Genomic DNA, 20,607 nt, shown 5'->3' with positions numbered 1-20,607 from the left:
ACCAGATGCGCGACCTGAAGCACAGCCTGGACGGCCAGCACGACGCGTCCAACCCGCTGTATCCGCAGTAAGCGTTCTCCCTCCCCATGAAGGGGAGGGAGAACGCTTACTGCGGATACAGCGGGTTGGACGCGTCGTGCTGGCCGTCCAGGCTGTGCTTCAGGTCGCGCATCTGGTCGTGGCCGGTCTTCACCGAGGCGTAGGCGCGGCGAATGGTCTCGCGCGTGGTGGCCGAGACGCCCGAATCCTCCAGCGCGCGCTCGAACTTGGCCTTGATGTGATCCTCGCCGTTCTCGACCGAGTTCACCACGGCCTGTTCGTCGCGGATCAGGGCGTGCTTGATATCCAGGAAGGCGCGGTGCGCCTTGGCCAGGATCGAGCCGTCGTCCTCGGGCTCGCCGCCCAGCGACCGGACGGCGCCCTGCAGTTCGCCGGCGACCTGCTGACGCTCGAAGCTGCGCCGCTCGAACAGGGTGCGATAGGTGGCGTTGTCGGTTTCCTTCGCGGCCTCGCGATAGCCGTCGACGCTGTCGATCGTGGTCTCGATCAGGCCGTTCAGGACGTGGATGTCGTGGCTGTGGGGGGTGCTCATGGGGAGGCTCTCCGGTTGATGTCGGATCAGCTAACCCCTGACGTGGCGCTTGGTTTCCGCGCCTAGAGCTTGCTGCGCAGCGACCACAGCTCGGGGAAGCAGCGACGCTTCAGCGTCTCGGTCAGATAGCCGACCCCGTCGGTGCCGCCCGTGCCCTGGCGCCTGCCGATGATCCGCTCGACCGTGACCACATGCTTGTGTCGCCAGGTCAGCAGGGCGTCGTCCAGATCGACCAGCTTCTCGGCCAGCTGATACAGCGGCCACCAGCGCTCGGTGTCGCGGTAAACCTCCAGCCAGGCCGCCTCGACGCCCTCGGACGGTTCATAGGTCTGGCTGACGTCGCGGTTCAGCACCTCGGCCGGGACCGGCAGCCCCGCCCGGGACAGTTGCAGCAGGGCGTCGTCATACAGGCTGGGGGCCTCGATCGCCGCCTTCAGCGCCGCATGGGCGTCGGGCCGTTCGGCGTGGAAGCGCAGGAAGCGCGGATCCTTGAGCCCCAGCATGGTCTCCAGCCGCCGGAACTGGTCGCTCTGGAAGCCCGAGCTGGCGCCCAGGTCGCCCCGGAATTTCAGGTAGTCGGCCGGGGTCATGGTGGCCAGGATGTCCCAGCTCTGGGTCATCACCGCCTGGATGCGGCTAACCCGCGCCAGACTCTTGTAGGCGGGGACCAGATCGCCCGCGCGGATCAGGCGCTGCGCCAGCGCCATCTCGTGCAGGATCTGTTTGAGCCACAGCTCCTTGGTCTGGTGGATGATGACGAACAGCATTTCGTCATGCTGGTCGGAACGCGGGTTCTGGGCGTCCAGCAGCGCGTCCAGCGACAAATAGCCGGCATAGGTCACGCCCTGCGGTTCATGTTTCGCCGTCTCGATGGCGGTGTCGCGGATCGCGTTCGGCGCGGAAGGAGAGGTCTCGGTCATGCCGCGATCTATCGCGCCTTTGACGGCTCAGAGCCAGCCCCGCCGTCGGAACCAGAGCAACGGCAAAACCCCCGCCGCCAGCATGGCCAGCAGCGCCAGCGGATAGCCCCACGGCTGCGGCAGCTCCGGCATATGGGCGAAATTCATGCCGTAGATTGATGCGATCAGGGTCGGCGGCAGAAAGGCGACCGAGGCCACCGACACGATCTTGATGATCGACGACTGTTCGATGTTGATCAGTCCCAGGGCCGCCGACAGCTGGAAATTGATCCCCGCCGCCACCGACTGGTTGTGCACGATCAGACTCTGGGCGTCGCGGGTCAGGGACTTCAGGTGCTCCCGGGCCTCGGGGTCCTTCTCCAGCCGCTCGTTCAGGCTGACGAAGGCGAAGACCCGGGCCAGACCCGCCAGGCTCTGCTCGATCCGGGCGGTGGCCATGTGGGCCCGGCCCAGACGGCCGATCAGCTTCTCGAAATTGACCGTCTTGCGCTCGGCGAAGACCAGACCGCCGACCGCCTCGACCCGTTCGGCGTTGCGCGACAGCACATCCGACGCGCGGTCGATCACCGCCTCCATCAGGTTCAGGAACAGGTCGGCGCCCGAACCGCACAGCGCCGGCTCGCGGTCCAGTTTCTCCTCCAGCATGCTGAAGGGGCGGGGATCGAAATAGCGGATGGTCACCAGCGGGCCGGGCGTCAGGACAAAGGTCACCGGGCCGATGGCGGGAATGTCCTCGTCGCCGCGGTGGATCAGGTCGGCGGTGACGAAGATGGCGCCGTCCTCGCGGTACAGGCGGCTGGACGCCTCAAGCTCCGACATTTCCTCGCGGGTCGGCAGGGCCATGTTCAGCGCGCGTTCGACCGCCAGCTCCTCGTCGCGGGACGGCGAGATCAGGTCGATCCACAGGGCGTCGGGGTCCAGGGCGAACCGGTCCGGCGGGACATCCAGCGGCTCGCAGGCCCGGGTGGCGGCGCGATACAGGCGGATCATGCGGTCCGCCTTTCAGGCCTCAGCGGCCGCCTTCGGCCGGGGCTGCGGGGGCGGCCAGGGCGTTGGCCGCCATCTGGCGACCGCTTTCAAAGGCGTCGCGGGCGCCTTTGTAGACAAAGCCGTAGGTCGGATAGACGGTGGTGCCCAGATCGTTGATCGGGTTGTACCAGACCTTGACCCGGCTCCAGTCGCCATCGGTCGAGACGTCGACAACGGTGACGTTCTCCTCGACCTTGCCGCGGCTGCCGCCCCAGTTGGCGTGGGTCACGCGGATCACGCGGTCGGTCAGGATGTCGGAGACGACGGCGACGTGGCCACGGCTCATCCGGCCGTGCGGCTGGAACACCAGCACCGAGCCGGTTTCCGGGGCGCGGCCGGTGCGGAATTTGCTCACCGCCTGGTTCCACCAGGTCCAGGCGTCGCCGAAGATATTGATACCCGAGAACATGCGGGCGAAGGTCACGCACTGCCAGTACGGATCGTCCGCCCGGGCCGGCGCCGGATTGATCGCAAAAACGCCAAGGGTCGCCGCAACCGCGGCGGCTGCTAGTCGTTTCATCATGTTTACGCGTTCCCGACTGCCTTCGGAACAAGCCTTAGACGATAGTTTTCAAAGGTTGAAGAACCCTTTCGCGGGAATTCGACTAACCTTCTGCGGGAACAGGGGCGGGGGTTGACCGCTTTTGGCGGCGCACGGCCAGGGTCCTCAAACCCCGCCGGGCCGGGTGTTCGACCAGGTGATAGGACACCGCCGCGACCACCGGAATCAGCGCCACGACGGCCAGCCACACAAAAATTTGCAGCTGTTTGTCCGGCGCGTCGGTGACCCGCGCGGCCAGGTTCACGGCCAGCAGCTTCCACGGCACGCAGACCATGTAGATCGAGTATGAGATCTCGCCCAGATAGACCGCCGGGCCGCTGGCCATCCAGCCGGCGCGGGCGTTGTCCAGCGAGGCCAGCGACAGGATCAGCCCGCCGGCCAGCAGCACGGTGATCCCGTCCCAGGCGAACAGCGCCGCGCTGGCCGCCGTGGCCACGGCGAAGCCCAGCGCCAGCCAGCCCGCCTGCTTCAGCGGAGCGCGGCGATAGACCAGATACAGGGCGCAGCCGTAGGCGAAGCACGGCACGATCCGCAACGCGCCCCAACGGATCGTCGCCTCGGTCAGCGAGAACCCCGCCAACGGCTCGAACACGGCGTACAGGGCGACCAGAAACGCCGCCGCACCCGCCACGGCCGCGATCGGCCGCGTCCGACAGCGCCAGGCGACGAAGGCGAAGGCCGGGAAGCACAGATAGGCGAACCACTCGGCCGAGATCGACCATGAGGGATGGTTCCAGCCCGCCTCGGGCGCAAAGCCCCAGGCATGGATCATCAGCAGGTTGGCTGGCAGGGAACGCCAGCTGAGCACGCTGGACTCAATGCTCATCCCGACCGCCAGCGCGCCCAGGCCCAGCGCCATGACCCCCAGCAGGGTCGCCAGATGCAGCGGATAGACCCGCGCAATCCGCGCCCACAGGAAGCCGCCGTAACGGAACCGCTTTTCCCCCGCCGCCTCCAGATAGACATGGCTCAGGATGAAGCCGGACAGGACGAAGAACAGCTCGACCCCCAGATAACCCTTGCCCACGATGTTCGGGACGAAGCCGACGTCCAGGTCGGGCCAGAAGGCGTACAGCACCACCCAGGCGGCGGCGAAGAAGCGCAGGGCCGTCAGGGCGCGCAGATCGGCGGGTTGGGCGGTCGCTGTCATGACTGCAAACATAGGAGCCGACCGCTTTGAGAAGCGTTAAGCCGTCCGCATGACCGACACGCTGACCATCGACGCCCTGATCGCCGACCTCGCCCGCCAGGCCGACGTGGCCCCGGAACAGGCGCGGGCCGTCCTGGCCGGGGCGCTGGGCCTGCTGGGCAAACATGCGGGTCAGGACGCCCGCAGCGCACTGTTCGACGCCGTGCCGGGGGCCGAGGCGCTGGCCGTCTCGGACGAGGCGCGTCCCGCGGGCGGCGGCGGTCTGTTCGGCGGCCTGATGCGGGGCGCGGGCGGCCTGTCGGGCGCAGCGGTGGCCGACGGCATGGGCCTGTTGTCCCGACTCAAGGCTGTGGGCGTCGATAAGGACGACCTGAAACGCCTGCTGCCCGTCGCGCGCGAGCGCCTGCGTCAGGCCACGGGACGCGACCTGCTGGGCGAGGCGATCCGCTCGGTCCCCGGTCTGGGGCCGATGCTGGGCGGCTGAGTGTCTATTCGACCCGGCCGCTCTCGCCCGCGCGGTCCAGCGCCTCGACCGTGGCCGCGCAGCCGTTCAGCGTCTCGCCGCCGATCTCGACCCGCGCGGTCAGCGGATAGGTGCGATCGCTCATCCCGTCCGAACATTCGGTGGCGGTCAGCATGACCTTCAGCTGGGCGCCCTTGTCGGTGGTCACGTCCCAGGTCGCAACGGTGCCGGTGACGGCCGGGGCGGGGTTGGGCGCGCGCTGCTCGGGTCGGTCGACGCCGGAATAGACAAGGGCGTCCTTCGTCACCTGCACGCCCCAGAACGGCTCGGTCCCCAGCAGCCGCAGCGGCTGGCTCAGATCCACGCCCGCCAGCATCGGCGTCGTCGGCGCGGCCGGGGTCGGCGCCTCGGGCGGGCCACGCTTGACCTCGGGCTCGGGCGAACAGGCGGCCAGAAGGGTCAGGGACAGGACGAACAAAACGGGGCGCATGACGATCTCCAAGGCTTGGCCGCAGACAGCGCGGCCCGACGCGTGGGTCAAGTCCGCAGGCGCCGAACGCGCGGAGATACGCTAGGCTCCGCGAATCATGACGAATGTCGTCGACCCTTCGGCCGCGCCGGGCCTGTACGAGTTCTTCGCCGGCGGCGGGCTGGCGGGGATGGGGCTGGCCGCGGACGGGGCCGGTTTCCGCACCCTGTTCGCCAATGACATCGACGCGAAAAAGGCCTGCGCCTTCACCGCCAACCACGACGTGCCGTTCCGGCTGGGCGACATCTGGGACCTGAGCCCCGCCGATCTGCCGGGCCACGCTGATCTGGCCTGGGCTTCGTCGCCCTGTCAGGACGTGTCACTGGCGGGCGCGCGCGGCGGGCTGAAGGCCAGGCGGTCGGGCGCCTTCTGGGGCTTCTGGAAGCTGATCCAAGGGCTGGACCTTGAGGGGCGCGCCCCGCGCCTGATCGTGATCGAAAATGTGGTCGGCCTGCTGACCTCGGGCGGCGGGGCCGATTTCGCCGCCGTCTGCGCCGCCATGGTCGATCAGGGCTATGTCGTCGGCGCGCTGGAGATGGACGCCGTTCACTGGCTGCCCCAGTCGCGCCCGCGCCTGTTCGTGGTCGCCATGCGCGGGATCGAGGGGGCCAGCGCCGCCGCCCCGTCCGGCCCGTTCCACAGTCCCCGTCTGATCGCCGCCCACGCCCGCCTGCCGGACGCCGTCCGCGCCGCCTGGCGCTGGTGGCGCCTGCCCGCCCCCGCGCGTCGGAACCTGGATCTGGACGCCCTGCTGTCGCCCGACGATCAGGCGGGGTGGTTGCCGGACGCCACGGCTGAACGCCTGCTGGCCATGACCGCGCCGCTGCACCGGCGACGGATCGACGCCGCTCTGGCCTCGGGCGAACGCCGCATCGGCGCGGCCTATCGCCGGGTGCGGGTCGAGGGCGGGGCCAAGGTTCAGCGGCTGGAGTTGCGGTTCGACGGCGTCGCCGGCTGTCTGCGCACCCCGGCGGGCGGCTCGTCGCGGCAATATCTGGTGGTGTGCGACCAGGGCCGCGCGCGCGTCCGCTATCTGACCGCGCGTGAGGCGGCGCGCCTGATGGGCGTCGATGACGCCTACGTCCTGCCCGGCAGCGAAAGCGCCGCCCTGAAACTGACCGGCGACGCGGTGGCCGTGCCTGTGGTCCGGGCCCTGACCGAGGGGCTGCTGCTGCCCGCGCTGGGTCGGGCGGGTGCGCTGGCGGCGTAGGCCGATGCGCCGGGGGCGGATTTGAAAAGAAACCTGATTCAAATGCCCGGAAGCGCGTGGGATGCCTTCTGGTGGGGATTCTGGCGAATCTTGATCGCCATGATCTTTCCGATCGGGATCGCGGCTTTCGTCGGAATCAACAGCTGGCCGGAGTTCTTCCGCATGCTCCGCGCATTCGTCCTGATCGTGGGCGCGGCCTCGGTCATCGGCGGTATCATGTTCGCCTTGCCCGCGCTGTTCCGGTTGTGGGCCTACCGCCACATAAGCAGGCAGTAGCGAGACCGGAGGATCAATCCTCCTCATCCTCCCGCCCCGGATCGAACGAGTTGTCCACCCGGTCGTCCCAGCCTTCGCTGTCGGAGTGGAAGGCCAGGGTCATCAGCAGCCACGCCAGGCCGAAGGCGCCGGCGATCCCCAGGCCCAGGGCGATCCAGCCGTGCAGGCTCATCTCGCCGTCGCCAACGGCTCGCCAGAGGGTGTTGAATCCCCAGGTGGCGCCGCCCGCGATTCCTGCCGCCAGCCCCAGAAAAAGCAAAAAGCGGACGACGCCGGGGGCGCCGTCCGCTTCATCACTCACATCCGCCTGTCGGCGCCGATCAGCGCTGGACCCACTGGCCCTGGGCGTTGCGGTACCACTGGCCCGAGCTGATGCGCGGCAGCAGCTGGCCCTCGAACATGCGGGCCCCGGCCACATCGGCGCTGGTGCCGGCGTCGGCGCCGCTGCGGGCATAGGCCTGGCGGCGGGCGGCGTTGGTGGTCTGGACGGCCGCGGTCAGTTCGGAGTCCGACGACGGCGTGCGGAAGCCCAGATAGCCGTCAGCCTGCTCGCCGACCACGCCCTGGGTCTTGGCGGCGTCGATCATGGATTTCTGGCTGGCGGTCTGGGCGAAGGCCGCGCCCGCGGCCACGCCGAGGGCGGCGACGGCGGCGCCGATAACGAAGAGCTTGCGAAATTGCATGGCTATGACCTTTCCCATCAGAACAGGTTGGGGTTTTCGCGCAGGAGCTGTTGCAGCTCCTGGTCCAGGCGGACGCGCACGTCGGCGTCCAGCTTGGCGTAAATCTGGATCGGATCGACCTGCAGGCGGATCGTCGGGGTGCACGCGGCTGCGCCGACGCTGACGACGGTCAGCCCCAATGCGGCGGCGAGCAAACGCTGGCGAGTCATGAAGTCGGTCTCCGGCTGCGGCCTGTGGTCGCCGTGATCTAACGCGGCATAGGGTGAATGGGTTCTGAACAAAAGGCCAAGGTTACGGTGTGTTCGTCGTATCTTCGCCGTTGCGGGCGCGGTTCAGGGCCAGCAGATCGCTGAGCAGTTGGTTGGCGTTCAACGTCGTGTCCAGCGTCAGGTCGATGGCCGTGCCCGACGGCAGCGGCAGCGGCCGGTTCAGGAAGTCGCGGCTGATCAGCTCGGCCAGGCTCAGCCGCAGCTCCTGCCGCTGGGGCGGATCGTGGCGTCCACGGATATGGAACAGCACGCCCAGCCGCCCGGCGTCCAGGCTGTTCACCTCGGCCGTCAGCAGGTCGAAGGCCAGGTTCTCCATCGCCTGATAGGCCAGGTCCTCGACCGTATTGGGCGAGGCGCCCTCGCCCCCGCCGCCAGCGGCCACGTCGCTGAGCGCCTCGCGAGAGATCGACAGCCGGCCCGACTGCACTGCGTTCAGCGTGCCGCCGATGATCCGCACTCCGCCCGCCGGGTTCGAGGTGAAGGGCAGGCGGCCCGACACAACGGCGTCCATCGACACCTTGTCGGCGAATCCCGACTTGGCCACCAGCGCGCCCAGCTGCACCCGGTCCAGCACGATGGTCCCGCCAAAGCCCTGTTTCAGGTCCAGTGGCACCGAGAAGGGCTCGACCCGGATGGCCCCCCCGGCGATGTCCAGCTCGCCCCCGCCCACGGTGATGGCGTTCGCGTCCAGGGCGAAGATCACGTCCACGTCCGTCACGCCGCTGAGCAACTCCAGACTCTCGGCCCGCAGTGTCTGGTCCGGCGCGGTGACCAGCGGGGCCAGACTGGTGAACACCACCTCGCCCTTCAGACCCTTGACCGGCCCGGCCGGACTGACGAAGTCGAGGCCCGGCACCGACAGCTTGCCGCTGCTGGTCGAGGTTTCGCCGGCCCAGTCAAACCGCCCCTCGAACCCGATCGCGCCGGTTGCCGGCGACTGGATGAAGTCCTTGACCAGCGGGCTCAGGTCGTCCGGTTGCAGGCCCCCTTCGGCGAAGGCCACGCTCGGCGCGCTGATGGTCATGCCGCCGGCCTGGGCGCGTCCGTCGTGGGCCAGCTCCAGTCGGCCCAGCGCGTGACCGCTGCGCGTGACGTCGAAACCGCCGCTCCACCGCTCGTCGGCCAGCCGCAACTGTCCCGACGCCGCCAGCGGGTTGAACCGCAGCTCGGGCGCAGCGTCCTCGACCCGCGCGCGCTGCACCGTCAGGCTCAGCGCGACGCCGCGTTCGGAGCCGCTGACCGCCAGCGGCCCGGCCGCATCGGCGAACCGCATCTGCAGGAAGGGGGCCGTCGCCGACACGTCGCCCAGCGTACCGTCCGCGCGCCACCCGCCGTCCGCCACCCGCACCAGCGGCCCGTCACCGGGGCACAGGGTCCCCGATGCATCGACGACCGAGTTCTCGCCCAGATCCAGCTTGGCCACGGTGATCGGCAGACAGCCTTCGGGCGCATAGGTCAGAACGCCGTGGTTCGAGGCCAGCAGCCCCCTGGTCTGGACCGCGATTCCCCGCGCCAGGTCGAAGTCCAGCGCCGCGCGTCCATCCAGGCGTGCAGAGAAGCCACGGGGCGTCATCCGCCAGTCGGGAATGGCGAACGCTGCCTGGGGCAGGCCGCGCCCGCGCGTGGCCGTCAGGGTCAGCGCCCCGCCGCCCGCCTCGCCCGGCTCGGCCGAGAAGACCGGCCGCGCGCCCGCCGCCGCCGTCAGAACGCCGCCGTTGGCGGGCCGCACCGTCACCGGCTGCAACAGATCGACCGTCGTGCCGGGACTGCCGGTGGTCAGGCGGATGGACGGCGCGTCCAGGGCGAAATCGCCCAGCGCCCGCTTCATCTCGGCCAGATCGGGCATGTCGTCCGCCTTGACCGGGCCGAACAACGGCCAGGATGCGCGCCCGGCCCGCACCGCGCCGGTGGCGTGGATCAGGGTGGCGCCGTCATGGGTCATGTCGAACCGCGTCCGACCGGTGACGGCCCGCAGGTCCAGATCGGCGGTCTTCACCCGGTCGGCGCGCAGATCCAACGGCCCGACCGCTTCGAAGCGGTCGCCGCGTCCGCCGACCGTCAGGCCGCCCGAACCCAGATCCAGACCCGACACCTCGGCGCCCGAGGCCGCCAGTTGCGCCGCTCGCAGAGTGACGCCGCCGTCGCGCCGCCATTCGACGCCGCCTTCCGCCCGCGCCAGCTGCATCCGGCCCTCGGGCAGGGTCAGGCGGACAGCGCGGCCCGACAGGGCGTCGCCGCTAATGCGCCCGGCCGACAGCGCCGCCGCGGCGCGCCCGTCGATGCGGAAGGTCTCGATCCAGCCCGAGGTCAGGCCGTTGAACGACAGGGTCGCCTCGGCGTCCCGGGCCTGGGTTCCGGCGGCGGCCAGCGTCGCCGCCTTCAGCACGCCGTTCAGTCGCGCGGCGCCGTCGTTGCGGTGGGTCTTCATATCCGGATAGGGCAGGTCGCCGGTCAGGGTCAGCTGCGCCTCGCCGCCGCTGGCGTTCGCCAGGGCGAACCGGTCCGCCGCCAGGTCCAGTTTCACCGCCACCCGGTCGCCGGTCGTAGTCAGGTCCAGAGCGCCGCCCAGACCCCGCGCCTCGATATCGCCGCTCTTCAGCGCCGCAGTCGGCATGCGGGCGGCCAGCCGCATCAGCTTGCCGTTCTCGACCTGCGCGTCGGCCAGCAGTTGCAGCGGCCCATACTCCGTATCCAGTCGCAGTCGCCCGGTCTCGACGATGACCAGCGGCGCGCGCTGGTCCGGTTGGGGTGGGCGGCTGGTGAACTCGCGCACGATCTGGTCCAGTGGGCCGACCGACAGCGTGCCGTCCTTCCACGAGGCCCGGACCACCGGCCGCACCAGCCGGATCCGGCTGGGCGTGACGCCCAGTCCCGATTTCGACCAGGGCAGGGCGATGGCGTAGTCCACCTCGACCCGTTCGACCGAGGCCTGGGGATTGGCGGGGTCGCCGATGCGGACCTTGCCGACAAAGCCATCCAGTTCGATCCGCTCGACCTCGACGTCGGCGACGATCCCGCGCCGGTCCAGCCAGCCGACCAGCACCTCACGCGCGGCGGCGCGGCGGTTCACATACAGCAGCAGCGTGGCCAGCAGCAGGACAAGGATCAGGGCGATCACCGCCACGGCGATCCAGCCGCCCGCGCTCCGGGGCGTCCGACGGCGCGGTGACGGGGGGCGGGGCGAAGCCTGTCCGGCCTCAGGGGCCTCTGCGGCAGCGTCGATCAAGGCGCGGGCGATCCCTTAATACGCGAAACGGATTCGATGTTCGCCACAGAACGCGGCTCGTGAACAGGCGTTGCTTTACGAACACTAGTCAGTGACTGAATAGACACTTTCAGTGAAGCTTGGCGAGATCAGGGCCGCGCTTGAATCAATTCGCTGTCATCGACGATCAAAGACTGCGTTGAAGCGCGTCTGCTGTTCAGCAGACAGCCCCGCTCCGTCTGCGAATCTCACGGAATCTGGCGCGATTAACGGTTTGTAACCTGTCGGCTTCCCAAAATGGGAACGTCACGCTATAGGGCTTGGCTTCGCGTTCGGGGGAACTGGGCGCGAATCTTGCTCAAGACCGAGTTGGCGCCAGAAGGCGTCGTCGATTTTCGGGGACCGATGGCCCAGTTCGATCCGCGTCGCCAGCCCATGCGCCTTGCGCCCCACGCCTTCACGGCGGCGGCGGCTGTTACGGTGGCGCTACTTGCTGGCAGGGTCTACCAGCCTGTTCAGGCCGAGGAGGCGCCGCCCCTCACCGCCGAACAGATCGCCGTCCTTGAAACCCAGGCCTTCGCCGCCGCCGCCGCGCCCGCCGGCCTGACCGTGCCCGAGGCTATTCCGGTCCAGATCCGCAAGGGTGAAACCTTCGAGCAGGCCGTGCGCCGCACCGGCATCGCCGCCGAGGAAGCCAGCGCCGTCGCCGCCACCATTTCCAACGCCTTCGACCTGAAGGATCTGCGCGCGGGTCTGCGGTTCGAAACCGCCATCTCCAAGCCACGCGGCGGAACCGGCCCGGCCCGTCTGATCGGCCTGACCATGCGCACCGGCCCGGCCAGCCAGCTGACCGTCTCGCGCAGCTTCGACGGCGCGCTGCGCCTGCGATCGCTGGACGAAAAGGTGACGCAGGAGACCATGGTGCTGAAGGGCGACGTGGATCGCTCGCTGCTGGCCACGGCCCAGCGCATGGGCGCGACGTCCAAGGTGACGCGCCGCGCGGTCCAGCTGTTCTCGCACAAGTTCGACATGCAGCGCGACATCCGCGCCGCCGATGAATTCACCCTGGTCTTCGACCGCGCCGTGACCGAAAGCGGCCGCACCGTCGAAACCGGCGAACTGCTGTACGCCGAGCTGCGCGGTCAGGTCTTCTATCGCTTCAAGGCCGCCGGCGCGAAGGAGGCCCAGTATTTCGACGCCACGGGCAAGAACACCCGCTCGGCCCTGATGCGCACGCCGCTGCAGAGCTTCCGCCGGGTCAGCTCGGGCTTCGGCGTGCGGACGCACCCGATCTCGGGTTACCGCAAGATGCACCAAGGCACCGACTTCGCGGCCGCCACCGGCACGCCGGTCGTGGCCCCCGCCGACGGCGTGGTGGTCGAGGCCCGCCGCTGGGGCGGCTATGGCAACTGGCTGCGCATCCGCCACGCCAACGGGCTGGAAAGCGGCTATGGCCACCTGTCGCGCTATGCCTCGGGCATCCGCGCCGGCCAACGTGTCAGCCAGGGTCAGATCGTCGCCTACGTCGGGTCGACCGGCGCCTCGACTGGTCCGCACCTGCACTATGAAATCTGGCGCGGTGGCCAGCGGATCAATCCGTCCGGCATCCGCACGACCGAAGGCACCATTCTGGCGGGCGCCGATCTGGCCGCCTTCCGCGCCGAGAAAACCCGCATCGACCGCATCATCGCCGCCGGCGGCGAAAAGAAGCCGGCCGTGCTTCAGGCCTCGGCGCCGGGCCTGCGTCCCGCCCAGGGCTGAGCCAGCAGAAAATCTGACGGATCAGGGGGCGGCGACGCCCCCTTTTTCTTGCCTGCGGCTCAGCGTCCGATCCAGCCCGCCAGCTGCGCGCCCTGGAATCCCGCCAGCAGCACCAGCAGTCCGCCGACCGCATAGGTCAGGGCCCGGCGCGGCACCTTCTTGACGATCAACCCGGCGAAGGGCGCGGCCATCAGTCCGCCGACCACCAGTCCGGCCACGGCCGTGGCGTGGTTTTGCAGCGCGTCGGCGTCCTTCCAGTGGCCGGTCACCAGCGCCCAGACGAAGGTCGCCGAAATGGCCACGGTCAGGAAGAACTCGGCCGTATTGACGGTGCCGATGGCGCGGCGCGGCTCCTGGCCCACGGCGACCATGGTCGAGGATACAGTCGGTCCCCAGCCCCCGCCGCCGATCGCGTCGAAGAAGCCGCCGATCGCGCCCAGCGGCGCCACTGCCCAGGCCGGACGGATATGACGCGGCTTCACGTCATGCCCCGCCCGCCACAGGATGTAGACGCCGATCAGCGCCAGATAGCCGACGATGAACGGCTTGATCGCGGCGCCGTTGATCCCCGCCAGCACATAGGCACCCAGCACGCCGCCGATCACCCCGGCCACCGCCAGCGGAAACAGTAGCCGCCAGTCCACGTTGCGATGCCAGATGTGGCTGCCCGCCGAAGCGGCGGTGGTGAAGACCTCGGCCCCGTGCACACTGGCCGACGCCGTCGCCGGGGGCACGCCGAGCGCCAGCAGCACCGATGACGAAATGACGCCGTACGCCATGCCCAGCGCCCCATCGACCGACTGGGCCACCAGTCCGACGAAAAAGAACAACAGGAAGGTCTCGAGAGTCTCCACCGACGCCCCGCTCATGCCCAGGCCTCAACGTCGCCTGCGCGATTTCCGTTGCCTGTCGCCTGTCGCCTCAGGCGGCGACGGTCCCGCGCGCGACGGCGCGGTCGATGGCTTGCAGAACCTCGGCGCCGCGGAACGGCTTGATGATCAGGGCGGCGGCCAGCTCGGCGTGCCGCGCGGCGGCGGTCACGTCGCCCGACAGGAACATCACCGGCTTGCCCCAGGCGTCCTTCAGCGTCCGCGCCAGCTCGACGCCCGACCCGCCGCCCGCCAGATTGATGTCGATCAGGGCCAGGTCGAACGCCTGTAGCCCGGCCGAGGCCGCGGCCGCCTCGGCGCTCTGGAACGGACCGATCACGCCGTGCCCGGCTTCAGTCAGGGTCTCGATCAGGTCGGCGGCGATCAGCGGATCATCCTCGACCACCAGAACGGTGATGGGGGGCGCCGACGGCAAGGTGCGCTCTTCCTCGACCCCGGTCGTGCGGGCGGGCGACTGACGCACCAGCACGGCTCGCAGGTCGCGCCAGACGGTCGCCGGCTCGCGGTCGGTGTCCAGGTCATAGATGGCGGCCATGCCGGTCAGCTGGGTCCGCGCCTCGTTGTCCAGCATCGCCTTCGGGTCGGTCAGCAGCCGGTCATAGCGGTCGCACAGCCGCCGCACATCGTCGGGCAGATGTTCCCGGTCGGTCGCGGCGGACACAGAAGCGCCCGCCGCCTGAAGAATTCCGTCGAACATGCTCGCCCCTGGTCTTGTCATCTCACGGCTCAGCTAGGCGCTCGGACCCGGCGGGAAAACCCGTCCTGACGCGCTTGTGAGCAGACGTGAGCGAGCCGAACGCGCACGTCGGGTCCCGGTTCATCGCCAGCGCTGACAAAACGACGCCCGCGCGCTAAGGATCGCGCCCCGCGATTTCAGGATGTTTCCCTTGCGACTGCCACAGGCCCGGCTCGATCAGGTGCTCGACCGTTTCCACGAGGTGGAGGCGCGGATGGGCGCAGCCTCGGACGGGGCCGAGATCGTACGCCTGTCGAAAGAGCACGCCGAGATCAAGCCCGTGGCCGACGCGGTCCAGGCCTTGTCGCGCGGCCGCGCCGAACTGGCCGATCTGGACGCCATGGCCGCCGATCCCGAAATGGCCGAGATGGTCGAGGTCGAGCGCCGCGCCCTGACGGAACGCTTGCCGGATCTGGAGCACGAGGTCGCTCTGCTGCTGGCGCCGCGCGACGCCGACGAAAACGCCTCGGCCGTGCTGGAAGTGCGCGCCGGCACCGGCGGCGACGAGGCGGCCCTGTTCGCGGGCGACCTGTTCCGCATGTATTCGCGCTACGCCTCCACGCGCGGCTGGCGGGTCGAGGTCGACAGCGCGACCGAGGGCGAGGCCGGCGGCTACAAGGAGATCATCGCCACCGTCACCGGCGACGGCGTGTTCGGCCGGTTGAAGTTCGAAAGCGGCGTCCACCGCGTCCAGCGCGTGCCCACCACCGAGGCCGGTGGCCGCATCCACACCTCGGCCGCCACCGTCGCCGTTCTGCCCGAGGTCGAGGACGTCGAGATTGAGATCCACGACAAGGACATCCGCATCGACACCTACCGCGCCTCCGGCTCGGGCGGCCAGCACGTCAACAAGACGGACTCGGCGGTGCGCATCACCCACCTGCCCAGCGGCATCGTCGTCACCAGCTCGGAAAAGTCGCAGCACGTGAACCGCGACAAGGCGATGAAGAACCTGCGTGTCCGCCTGTACGACCAGCAACGCCAGGCCAAGGACGCGGCCCGGTCGGACGCGCGCAAGTCGCAGGTCGGCTCGGGCGACCGGTCCGAGCGCATTCGCACCTACAACTTCCCGCAGGGCCGCGTGACCGACCACCGTATTGGCCTGACCCTGCACAGCCTGCCCCAGATTCTGGAGGGCGACCTCGACCCGATGCTGAACGCCCTCATCGCCGAGGACCAGGCGGCGCGGCTCGCCGATCTGGAAGCGGAGTTCGGCTAGGCTCGACGCCTCTCCCTCCCACTTGGGGGAGGGTGGCTGAGGCCGTCAGGCCGACGCCGGGTGGGGGCGGCAAGGCTGAGCCTCCGCCGCGCCCAGCATCGCCTTGCCCTTCCCACCCGGTCGCTGCGCGACCCCCCTCCCCGGGACGGGGAGGGAGAGGCGTGGGCCCCTACTCCGGCCGCTTCCGCCTCAGCAGCCGGTCCGCCAGCGCCTCGGTGTGTTTCAGGGTGAAGGCCAGGGCGGCGGGGCTGCCGCGCCTCGGTCCCACGGTGTCGGCGACGACGGCGCCGCGTTCGCCGATCGGCAGCGGCTTGCCGGTGGTGGTGTCGATGGCGGTCTGGTGCTCGATCTCGGCGTTCAGCTCGGCGCCCATCAGGATGATCTGCACCGAAATCCACGTCCACAGCAGGAAGCCCATCAGCGCCGCCAGCGGCCCATAGGAATCCGTCCGCACGAAGTTCGACAGATACCAGCTGAACAGGAACGACACCGCCAGGCTCAGCACCCCCGCGAACAGGGCGCCCGGCGTCAGCCACCGCCACCGCGCCCGCGCCCGGCACGGGCCGAAGCGATAGATGACCGTCATCGCCGCCACATAGACCATGAACAACAGGGGCCACCGCAGCGGCGCGAACAGCGCCCATTCCTCTTCCAGCCCCAGCAGCTTCAGCACCACCGGCACCCCGACCACCAGTGCGGCGGTCAACAGGATGGAGATCAGGCCCGTCAGGGTGAATCCCATACAGATCAGATTGTACCGGACCAGATTGCGCTTCTCGACCTCGTGATAGGCGACGTTCAACCCATAGAAGAGGGTCTTGATTCCCCCGTTCGCGGTCCACAGCGACAGGGCCAGGGTCCACACCAGGGTGAAGGTCAGCTGGCCGGTGGAATTGCTCGCCAGCCTCTGCATCTCGCCGCCCAGAAACTGGGCGATGGGCGCGGGCAGGACGGAATACAGGAAGGCCAGTCGGCCCCAGGCGTCGGCCGGATCGGCGAACAGCCCATAGATGGTGACAAAGGCGCCCAGCGTCGGGAACAGAGACAGCACGACGAAGAAGGTCACGCCGCCCGCGACGAACCCGACCCGGTCCCCGAAATAGGCCGCGCCCGTTCGCCACAGGATATCGACCCACCCCTTGTGCGGAATATGGATGGGGCGCTGGGCCAGTCGGCCCCGGCCGGGCTCCCTGGCCTCGAAATCCTCGGGCGTCGGCGGGCGCGGGGGCAGGGGTTCGGGCCGTTTGGGGCGCAGCTCGACCCCGTATTTGTGACCTTGCGTATAGAGCAGGTGCGCCGCCCCGGCGCCCGCCGCCAGACCCCCGGCGATCGACAGCAGGGCGGTCATCAGGCCGCCCGGTCCGCCACGACCGTTTTCCCCGGTCCGTGTCTTCGCCCGCGCTCTGAAATGTCCGGATTTCGACCCCATCGGCTGCTCAACGGCCAAGCTGCCGGGGCGTTCCGTCGCCGGTCGCGCTTGAATCCGGGCGCAAGGCGGGCCAATCAACCGGCATGTCCGACACCCCGACCCTGCTGACCGCCTGGAAGACCGCCCAGGCCCGCCTGAAGGAAGGCCGCATCGACAGCCCGTCGATCGACGCCCGCCTGCTGCTGGAGGCCGCGACCGGCGCCAGCCGCACCGACATCCTGACCGAGCCTTATCGCCCCCTGACCCCGGAACAGGCCGCCGCGATGGACGCCTATGTCGAGCGCCGCCTGCGCCGCGAGCCTGTGTCGCGTATCCTGGGCAAGAAGGGCTTCTGGAAGATCATGCTGAACGTCACCCCCGACGTGCTCAGCCCCCGTCCCGACACCGAGGCGATTCTGGATGTCGTTCTGCTGGCCTTCCCGCCGCAAAGGGCGTTCGAGATGATCGACCTGGGCACCGGCTCGGGCGCCATCCTGCTGGCCACCCTGGCCGAGCGGTTCGGCGCGCGCGGCGTCGGCACGGACATCTCGTCCGAGGCTCTGGCCGTGGCGAAAGAGAACGCCGCCAATCTGGACCTGAACAGCCGCGCGACCTTCCTGCGCACCGAATGGGCGGCGGGCTTCGCAGACGACAGTTTCGATCTGGTGGTGTCCAACCCGCCTTATATCCCCAGCGGCGACATTCCCGGCCTGGATCCCGAGGTGCGCGAGCATGACCCGCATCTGGCGCTGGACGGCGGACCCGACGGACTGCAGGCTTACCGCGACCTGGCGCCCGAGATCGCCCGCATCCTGCGCCCCGAGGGGATTTTCGCGGTTGAGATCGGCTGGGATCAGGGGCCACAGGTCAAGGCGTTGTTCGAATCGGCCGGCTTTGCCGAGGTCAAGGTCATCAAGGATCTGTCCGATCGCGACCGCGTCGTCACCAATGGCCCCGACCCGCGCCTCAGCGCGCCTGTGGACCAGCCCGCGCTTCAGCCGGGTCGCTGAGCGCCTGAACAAACCGCTTGGAAACCGGCGGGGAGCGCGCTAAGTCTGCGCTGTCTCCATCCAACCGCATCTGCCTGGACCAACCGGTCCGACGACTCGCGGCTGGGGCGCATGACGGCGTTGACCTTGCGGTCGGCGCGGACCACGCCGGGGACACAGGTTTTTCCGAGCAGATCGACACCGGGGATAGGCCCCGAGCGAACGGAACCACGAACACGGGCCTCGGCCGACCGCTTCGCGCGGCGACCCGCCCCCTTCAGGCACGGTAGCGTCCGATGAGAGATTTCAAGGGCATGAAGCGTCAGCGCGGACGCAACAGAAAGCCCGGCGGCGGCGGCAACAGCAACGCCAATAATACGAACCCCAACCGTTCGTGGGACTCGCAAGGGCCCGAGAACATCAAGGTTCGTGGCAACGCCCAGACCGTCTATGAGCGCTACATGCAGCTGGCCCGCGACGCCTCGGCCGGCGGCGACCGCGTGCTGGCCGAGAACTACACCCAGCACGCCGAACACTATTTCCGGGTCCTGCGCGCCCTGCAGCCGCAGCGTCCGGTCAGCGAGATCGCCCAGCGCGAACTGGCCGGCCAGGGCTTCGACATCGACTTCGAGGATGAGTCCGGCGCCCAGGCGGCGGCCATCATCGCCGCCCAGCAGGCCGAGCAGCAACGCATCGACGACGAGGCCCGCCGTCAGGCCGAACGCGCCGAGCGCGAGGCCAATCGCGACCGCGAGCCACGTGAACCCCGCGAATTCCGTGAACCCCGTGAGCCGCGCCCGCCGCGCGAGGGCGACGACGCCCGCGCCGAGGGTGATGAGGGCCGCGAAGGCGGTCGTCGCGAATCCCGTCGCGAGCGCTGGGAGCGTCGCCGCGATGAACGGGGCGGTCGTCGCTTCGACAACGACGGCGAAGGCGCCCAGGGCGCCGAAGCTTCCGACGCCGCTCCGGCCGAGGCCGCCGCGCCCGCCACTGCGGACGACGCCCCGCCGCCGCCGCCTCTGAACGCCCTGCCCGCCGCCCGCGCCGCGAGCGTGAGGAGCGTACGCCAGCCGCCGAGGACGAGGGCGTCTCGGCCTTGCCGGGCTTCCTGACGCGCTCGACCGCGCTGGCCGCTCCGGCGCCCGCTGCCGCCGAAACGGCCCCTGCCGAAGAGGGTGAAAAGCCCCGTCGCCGCGCCCCCCGTCGCCGCGCCGAGACTCCGGCCGACGAAGGCTGAAACTACCAAAAGTTGTTTGATTCATATTGATGCAACCTTCCTGCGACACTCTGGCCGTGGGGAGGATGGATCATGTCGATCATGTTGCTGTTCCTGGCGCTGGCGCTCGCCGGGGCTCTGGCCTCCATCCGGCTGGCGCGCCGGGCGGGCGCCGAGGCGGTGCGCCTGCGCGGCCTGAACCAGGTGTTCGAGGCGCGACTGGCCGACCGGACGCGCGACCTGCGTCACGCCCTGGACCGATCAGAAGCGGTTGTCGGCGCCCACCAGGCGGCGGCCCTGCTGACCATCGCCGCCACCGCCGAATTGCGCCGCGCCATGGAGGCGGTCACGGGCTTCGCCGGCCTGATGCGCGCCCATGGCGCGGTCGAGCCGCTGGCCCCGCGTCAGGCCCGCGCCGTCGACCAGATTCTGAGCGCGGCGGATACCGCCACGCCCCTGCTCAATCATCTGCAAGACCTCGCCCGGCTCGACTCGGGCCAGATTCCCGCCCTGCCTGTGGCGCTGGACGCCCGTCTGGCGCTGCTCCACGTCTGCGAGTCGCTGGCGCCGCGCGCGCAGGCGATGGGGGTGACGCTGCAACGCCCCGACGCGCCGTCGGCCGACAGCATCGCCCCGCAGGTGCGGGCTGATCCCGAGCGGCTGCACGCCCTGATGACCGGCGTCGTCACCACCGCCCTTCGTCAGGCGGGGCCGGGTGGTCAGGTCCGGACCCGCGTCCAGAGCGTCGACACCCATGCGCGACTGTGCGTCAGCCACTTGGGTGCGGCCAGCACCACTGAAGCTAGGGCAGGTGTCGATGTCGCCCTGTTGCGGCGGCGGGCCTCGGCCATGGGCGGATGGATCGAGGTCGAACACGGCGGCGGCGCCGCCCGGATCGTGCTGGTCCTGCCCTTGCTGCTACCGGTCGGAGAGGCCCCGCCGATCACGTTGCCGTCTGGCGCGGCGATCCTGTGTATCGAGGGGCATGCAAGCGGCCGCGCCTTGCTGCGCACCATGAACGCCGCGCTGGGCGACGTGCGTCTGCATGTCGCGGCCGACGCCGCCGAGGGGCTGGCCATGGCGCGGGCGCTGCGTCCCGATGTGGTTCTGCTGGACGCGGACCTGCCCGATCTGGACGGGTTCGCCGTCAAGGCGCGGCTCGACGCCGATCCCCTGACCCGCCGTCTGCCGGTGGTCGGACTGGGTGTGGGGCTGGACCCGACCGAGTCCCGTCGCGCGCGGGAGGCCGGCTTTCACGCTTGGCTGACCCGGCCGGTGCAGCCCGGCGAACTGCTGACGGTTCTGGGTGCAATCCTGGGCGCCGCACCCGGTGATTCCACCGATCGCGCGGCCTGACGACGACGCCTGCGGGGCGAGCGCCCTTGACGATGCCGCCCCGGACCGCCCTAAAGGGATATCGACGCCCCGCCGGGAGCGCCCATGCGCCGTCTTCTATCGCTCGCCTTCGTTTCCGCCCTGGCCGTCGCCGGGCTGACGGCC

At 69.7% G+C, this 20,607-nt stretch carries 21 protein-coding genes; 8 read left to right on the top strand and 13 right to left on the bottom strand.

The window, feature by feature from the left end; genetic code table 11:
• Positions 1-106: 106 nt before the first annotated feature.
• The 5 genes from EON91_RS11075 to EON91_RS11055 form a co-directional block, all read right to left on the bottom strand.
• Positions 107-592, bottom strand: a complete 486-nt coding sequence (locus EON91_RS11075; protein ID WP_292094625.1) for a PA2169 family four-helix-bundle protein — start codon at positions 590-592, stop codon at positions 107-109.
• Between the two features lie 62 nt (positions 593-654).
• Positions 655-1,512 (bottom strand): tryptophan 2,3-dioxygenase, encoded by an 858-nt coding sequence (locus EON91_RS11070; protein ID WP_292094624.1) that lies wholly within the window; start codon positions 1,510-1,512, stop codon positions 655-657.
• A gap of 27 nt (positions 1,513-1,539) precedes the next feature.
• Positions 1,540-2,502: a magnesium transporter CorA family protein gene (locus EON91_RS11065; protein WP_292094622.1), complete on the bottom strand. Its 963-nt coding sequence runs from the start codon at positions 2,500-2,502 to the stop codon at positions 1,540-1,542.
• A gap of 19 nt (positions 2,503-2,521) precedes the next feature.
• Positions 2,522-3,064 carry a CHAP domain-containing protein gene (locus EON91_RS11060; protein WP_292094619.1) on the bottom strand — a complete coding sequence of 181 codons (543 nt, stop codon included), beginning with the start codon at positions 3,062-3,064 and terminating at the stop codon, positions 2,522-2,524.
• Positions 3,065-3,146: 82 nt separating this feature from the next.
• Positions 3,147-4,253, bottom strand: a complete 1,107-nt coding sequence (locus tag EON91_RS11055; protein WP_292094616.1) for an acyltransferase — start codon at positions 4,251-4,253, stop codon at positions 3,147-3,149.
• A gap of 49 nt (positions 4,254-4,302) precedes the next feature.
• On the opposite strand from EON91_RS11055, the gene EON91_RS11050 reads away from it, so the two are divergent.
• Positions 4,303-4,737: a hypothetical protein gene (locus EON91_RS11050; RefSeq protein WP_292094614.1), complete on the top strand. Its 435-nt coding sequence runs from the start codon at positions 4,303-4,305 to the stop codon at positions 4,735-4,737.
• 4 nt (positions 4,738-4,741) lie between these two features.
• On the opposite strand, the gene EON91_RS11045 is transcribed toward EON91_RS11050, so the two are convergent.
• Positions 4,742-5,206 carry a hypothetical protein gene (locus EON91_RS11045; protein ID WP_292094612.1) on the bottom strand — a complete coding sequence of 155 codons (465 nt, stop codon included), beginning with the start codon at positions 5,204-5,206 and terminating at the stop codon, positions 4,742-4,744.
• Positions 5,207-5,303: 97 nt separating this feature from the next.
• Between EON91_RS11045 and EON91_RS11040 the strand changes: the two genes are divergently transcribed.
• Both EON91_RS11040 and EON91_RS11035 read left to right on the top strand, forming a co-directional pair.
• Entirely contained in the window at positions 5,304-6,455 is a 1,152-nt protein-coding gene (locus EON91_RS11040) for a DNA cytosine methyltransferase (protein ID WP_292094609.1), read from the top strand.
• 21 nt (positions 6,456-6,476) lie between these two features.
• Complete coding sequence (locus EON91_RS11035) at positions 6,477-6,731, top strand: hypothetical protein (protein WP_292094607.1); 255 nt, start codon at positions 6,477-6,479, stop codon at positions 6,729-6,731.
• 13 nt (positions 6,732-6,744) lie between these two features.
• Here EON91_RS11035 and EON91_RS11030 read toward each other — a convergent pair whose 3' ends face one another.
• The 4 genes from EON91_RS11030 to EON91_RS11015 form a co-directional block, all read right to left on the bottom strand.
• The gene (locus EON91_RS11030) at positions 6,745-7,032 is read right to left on the bottom strand and encodes a hypothetical protein (protein WP_292094603.1); all 288 of its coding nucleotides are present in this window, start codon (positions 7,030-7,032) and stop codon (positions 6,745-6,747) included.
• Between the two features lie 19 nt (positions 7,033-7,051).
• A complete protein-coding gene (locus EON91_RS11025) occupies positions 7,052-7,414 on the bottom strand; it encodes a YdbL family protein (protein WP_292094601.1) in 363 nt (120 codons plus the stop codon).
• Positions 7,415-7,431: 17 nt separating this feature from the next.
• Positions 7,432-7,623 (bottom strand): YnbE family lipoprotein, encoded by a 192-nt coding sequence (locus EON91_RS11020; RefSeq protein ID WP_292094597.1) that lies wholly within the window; start codon positions 7,621-7,623, stop codon positions 7,432-7,434.
• An 82-nt stretch (positions 7,624-7,705) separates the two neighbouring features.
• A complete protein-coding gene (locus tag EON91_RS11015; protein WP_292094592.1) occupies positions 7,706-10,909 on the bottom strand; it encodes a YdbH domain-containing protein in 3,204 nt (1,067 codons plus the stop codon).
• Positions 10,910-11,242: 333 nt separating this feature from the next.
• Here EON91_RS11015 and EON91_RS11010 point away from each other — a divergent pair, with 333 nt between their 5' ends.
• Positions 11,243-12,649 (top strand): M23 family metallopeptidase, encoded by a 1,407-nt coding sequence (locus EON91_RS11010; RefSeq protein WP_292094590.1) that lies wholly within the window; start codon positions 11,243-11,245, stop codon positions 12,647-12,649.
• Positions 12,650-12,708: 59 nt separating this feature from the next.
• On the opposite strand, the gene EON91_RS11005 is transcribed toward EON91_RS11010, so the two are convergent.
• Positions 12,709-13,518, bottom strand: coding sequence for a sulfite exporter TauE/SafE family protein (locus EON91_RS11005; RefSeq protein ID WP_292094589.1), 810 nt, complete (start codon positions 13,516-13,518; stop codon positions 12,709-12,711).
• Positions 13,519-13,570: 52 nt separating this feature from the next.
• On the bottom strand, positions 13,571-14,236 hold the full coding sequence (locus EON91_RS11000) for a response regulator (protein WP_292094586.1): 666 nt from the start codon (positions 14,234-14,236) through the stop codon (positions 13,571-13,573).
• A 190-nt stretch (positions 14,237-14,426) separates the two neighbouring features.
• Between EON91_RS11000 and prfA the strand changes: the two genes are divergently transcribed.
• Complete coding sequence (gene prfA, locus EON91_RS10995) at positions 14,427-15,494, top strand: peptide chain release factor 1 (protein WP_292094585.1); 1,068 nt, start codon at positions 14,427-14,429, stop codon at positions 15,492-15,494.
• A 169-nt stretch (positions 15,495-15,663) separates the two neighbouring features.
• Here prfA and EON91_RS10990 read toward each other — a convergent pair whose 3' ends face one another.
• The gene (locus tag EON91_RS10990; protein ID WP_292094582.1) at positions 15,664-16,842 is read right to left on the bottom strand and encodes a YihY/virulence factor BrkB family protein; all 1,179 of its coding nucleotides are present in this window, start codon (positions 16,840-16,842) and stop codon (positions 15,664-15,666) included.
• Positions 16,843-17,006: 164 nt separating this feature from the next.
• On the opposite strand from EON91_RS10990, the gene prmC reads away from it, so the two are divergent.
• From prmC to EON91_RS10975, 3 genes are all read left to right on the top strand, one after another.
• Positions 17,007-17,912 carry a peptide chain release factor N(5)-glutamine methyltransferase gene (gene prmC, locus EON91_RS10985; protein WP_292094579.1) on the top strand — a complete coding sequence of 302 codons (906 nt, stop codon included), beginning with the start codon at positions 17,007-17,009 and terminating at the stop codon, positions 17,910-17,912.
• A 275-nt stretch (positions 17,913-18,187) separates the two neighbouring features.
• Entirely contained in the window at positions 18,188-19,003 is an 816-nt protein-coding gene (locus EON91_RS10980; RefSeq protein ID WP_292094577.1) for a DUF4167 domain-containing protein, read from the top strand.
• 197 nt (positions 19,004-19,200) lie between these two features.
• Entirely contained in the window at positions 19,201-20,463 is a 1,263-nt protein-coding gene (locus EON91_RS10975) for a response regulator (RefSeq protein ID WP_292094575.1), read from the top strand.
• The last annotated feature ends 144 nt before the right edge of the window (positions 20,464-20,607 follow it).

Origin of the sequence: Brevundimonas sp., from assembly GCF_004210735.1 — a bacterium.
Taxonomy (GTDB): Bacteria; Pseudomonadota; Alphaproteobacteria; order Caulobacterales; family Caulobacteraceae; genus Brevundimonas.
This window is presented reverse-complemented; position numbering and strand designations above follow the sequence as displayed.